Source organism: Bacteroidota bacterium (assembly GCA_034723125.1).
Classification (GTDB): domain Bacteria; phylum Bacteroidota; class Bacteroidia; order CAILMK01; family JAAYUY01; genus JAYEOP01.
In genome coordinates this window covers 1-4,114 of record JAYEOP010000132.1, presented here as the reverse complement: position 1 = coordinate 4,114, position 4,114 = coordinate 1, and the positions used below count along the sequence as shown (strand labels likewise).

The window sequence follows — 4,114 nt, the reverse complement described above, 5'->3', positions numbered from 1 at the left end:
ATTGATAGTTATATAAATGTCTTAATCCAAAACTTTAATAAAAATCGTATTTGAATTATAACTTTATAAATAACACTTTAAACTACTGATTATATGTGATATTACATAATTATTACAAAGTTGTACTTTAATTGTAAAGATTTTTATTTAAATAACTGTAATTGTGTACAAACATATAATTTACAATTTACACTTGTATTTACAATTGTATCTTTGTTGCTGTTTACATTTGTGAATGTAGCTTATTTGTGTATTGTTGTATCATATGTATAGTTTACATTTGTATTTCATAGATATTTTGTATCTTTGCCTTGGGAATTATATTTGTAAATTTCAATTATGACAAAAGTAAATCATCCTTTCAACAAAACTTATGTTTTGATTTTAGCTTCAGGATTGGGAAAACGTTTCGCTAGTGAAATGCCAAAACAGTTTCACAAACTTGAAAGTCATTCTATACTTGAACATTCTATTCAAAGATTTGAAGACAATAAAAACATTGATGAGATAATAATCGTTACCAATCCCCTATTCCTTGATTTGGTTGAAACAATTATTAAAGCTAATGATTACAAAAAAGTTTCTAAAATTATAAAAGGTGGAGAAACAAGGCGTGAAAGCTCTTACAATGGTATAATGGAAATTGATGATGAAAATTCCATAGTGCTGATACATGATGCTGTACGACCATTAGTAAATGACAAAATAATTAATGATTGTGTTGAAAAACTTAAGATTGCAAATGCTGTAGCTGTTGCTATTCCTGCATCCGACACTATTTACAAAATAAATGATAAGGCAATAATTGATGATATCCCGAAAAGAAAGTTTCTCCTTCAAGCTCAAACGCCACAGGGGTTTAGCACCAAATTGATAAAAAAAGCCCATAAAAAAGCCTTAAATGATATTTCAACAGATTTCTCAGATGATGTTAGCTTAGTTTATAAATACAAACTTGCTGAAATTCATTGGGTTCTCGGAGATGAAAATAATATTAAAGTTACTTACCCCATTCACGAAGAATTTGCTAAAATAATTTTGAAAACAAAATTCAAATAAATTTATATCATTATATTTACCTTAGAAATATTAAATTTGATATTTGGTATTTTATGTTAAATCCTTAAAATATTAGCTATCATTGTAAAGATAAAAATAAATAATTGATTCTTATGAGCTTTAAAAATATTAACAAAATAGCTGTAACTCTTGTTATATTTGTATTATGTGCAAATTTAAACACTGTTTTTGCAGCAAAACAAAATCCCAAAATTGATGTAATTCATTACAATATTAGTTTAAACATAACTGATATTTCCGGTCAAACAATTAATGGATTTACAGAAGTACAGTTATTGGCAAATGAAAATGATATTGATAAAATTTCTTTATCACTAAAAAAATTAGAAGTTGACTCAGTCTTTTTGGGGGAATTAAATTTAACTTTTTTGCACACTGACGAAAATCTTGAAATTACTCTTTTACAAAACATAAATATTGGTGATACAATAACATTAAAAATTTATTATCACGGACAGCCTGCAATAGATCCATACTGGGGAGGATTTTATTTTTCAAATTCCGATGGTGGATATGCATACAATATGGGCGTTGGCTTTGCAGACGACCCTCATAATTATGGCAGAGTCTGGTTTCCTTGTGTTGATAATTTTACCGACAAGGCAAAATATGATTTTAACATCACAACAACTGAAGACAAAAAAGCTGTTTGTGGTGGAATTTTGATTGATTACCATAACAATGCTGACAAAACAATAAGCTGGCACTGGAAACTTAAAAGGGAAATACCAACCTACCTTGCTTCTGTAGCAGTTGGCAACTATGCTTTCGTTCAAAATATTCATAAAGGAAAAGAAAAAGATATACTTGTTTTACTTGCTTCACTTCCCTCCGATTCCACCAAGCTTAAAAATTCATTTGAACATTTGCCAGAGTGTATTGATATTTTCGAACAATATTATATTCCTTACCAATTCAGCCGAATAGGTTTTGTAGTTGTACCTTTTAATTCAGGAGCAATGGAACATATAGCAAATATTGCCTATCCAAAATATGCTGTTGACGGAACATTAGAAAAAGAAACACTGATGGCACATGAGTTTTCTCATCATTGGTGGGGAAATCTTGTTACTTGCAAAACTGCTGAAGATATGTGGCTCAATGAAGGCTGGGCTGTTTATTCCGAACATCTTTTCCTTGAAAAAGTTTACAGTAAAGAAAAATACAATCAAGAAGTACAAAAAAATCATAATCACGTTTTGCAATACGCTCATATTTCTGATGATGGAGTTTTTCCTTTATCACCTGTTCCACACGATATTACTTATGGAACACACGTTTACGACAAAGGTGCTGATGTTGTTCACACTCTCCGCTCTTACCTTGGTGATTCACTTTTTTTCCTTGGAATACAAAAATATTTGAAAGCTATGGCTTTTAAAAGTGCTTCATCATACGACCTTATGGATTCATTATCAAAATATACAGATGTTGACCTAAAGGATTTTTTTGATGATTGGGTTTTTACAAAAGGATTTCCTCATTTTTATATTGAAAAAATAAATTCATCCGACCTAAGTAAAACAGAAATAACGATTTGTAACAATCCACGATTCAATGACAAACAGTATTTAAACGTTCCTCTTGAAATTAGCTTTTACAGCAAAAATTGGGAAAAACAAACTGAAAAACTAAGCATGAGCTGGAAGAAAAAAACTTTCACTTTTGAGTTAAATTTTCAACCACAAATGGCAATAATTGACATTGAAAGAAAAATTAGCGATGCAAGAACAATTGTAAAACAAGTAATTACTGAAAAAACCAAATACGATTTTGGTGTAGCTCTAATGGAAATTAATATTGAAGAACTTCAGGATTCCGCATTGATAGTTGTTGAACATCACTGGAACGAACCAGAAAATAAAAATACTTCAGTTAAAGGAATACGTTTTTCGGATTATCGATATTGGACAGTAAATGCTGTTTTGCCTAATACTTTTCAAGCTTCGGCAAATATAAGATACAATGGACGTACAAGCGGTTCTTTAAACGGTAACAATTATTTAGACCATACTTTAAACATTGACAATGAAGACAGTTTGATTTTGCTTTATCGTAAATCTCCCGAAGATGACTGGATAGAGTATTCGGATTATCAAATAAATACAGGATATAAATTCAACAAAATTGGAGATATTGATATCAACAATCTTAAAGTCGGTGATTATTGCCTTGGCAAATACGATTACACTGTAGGATTCGGATTTATTAATAAGGAAGATACAAACATCAAAATATATCCAAATCCAACAGGAGAACAACTAAATATTGAATTTTCTCAAATAAATAAAAATCAAATTTCTCTAAAATTAATAAACCTTTCAGGTAAGATTTTAAAAGAGGTTAAACTTGACAATAAATTAATTGTATCAATTCCTGTGCATGATATTGAAAGAGGCACTTATATTATTGAAATCAATAACAATAATAAAAAAATTTGCAAGAAAGTTGTTTTAGGAATTTGAAATTTAATTAATGACAAAAATACTTATCATACAAACTGCCTTTATAGGTGATGTAATTCTCTCAACAGCTTTGATAGAGAAAGTTACAAAGGTATTTCCCAATTCTAAAATTGATTTTCTTTTACGTAAAGGCAATGAAAATATTTTAGACAACAATCCACATTTAAACAATATTTTAATTTGGAATAAAAACAACAATAAATACAAAGAACTGTTCAAAACATTAAAAAAAATCAGAAAAAGAAAATACGATTATGTTTTTAATTTACAACGTTTTTTCTCCAGTGGTTTTATAACAGTTTTTTCAAAAGCAAAAAGAAAATATGGATTTAAAAAAAATCCATTATCAATATTTTTCACTAAAAGCTACGAACATATCATTGACCCTTTTATTGAAATTCATGAAGTAACACGCAATGCAACATTGCTATCTGAATTTACAACGCCAAAAATATGTTTACCCAAATTATATCCTTCGGAAAATGATTTTGAAAAAACAAAAAGCTATAAAACAAAGAAATATATTTGTATTGCTCCTGCTTCCATTTGGTTTACCAAGCAATTTCCAA

3 protein-coding genes are annotated in these 4,114 nt (G+C 28.9%); all 3 read left to right on the top strand.

Annotated features, from left to right (window positions below; genetic code table 11):
- Positions 1-339 precede the first annotated feature (339 nt).
- Complete coding sequence (locus U9R42_04015; GenBank protein MEA3495182.1) at positions 340-1,059, top strand: IspD/TarI family cytidylyltransferase; 720 nt, start codon at positions 340-342, stop codon at positions 1,057-1,059.
- Between the two features lie 113 nt (positions 1,060-1,172).
- The gene (locus U9R42_04010) at positions 1,173-3,545 is read left to right on the top strand and encodes a M1 family aminopeptidase (protein ID MEA3495181.1); all 2,373 of its coding nucleotides are present in this window, start codon (positions 1,173-1,175) and stop codon (positions 3,543-3,545) included.
- A 10-nt stretch (positions 3,546-3,555) separates the two neighbouring features.
- Positions 3,556-4,114 (top strand): glycosyltransferase family 9 protein (locus U9R42_04005; GenBank protein ID MEA3495180.1); only part of this gene is annotated, 559 nt, incomplete at its 3' end.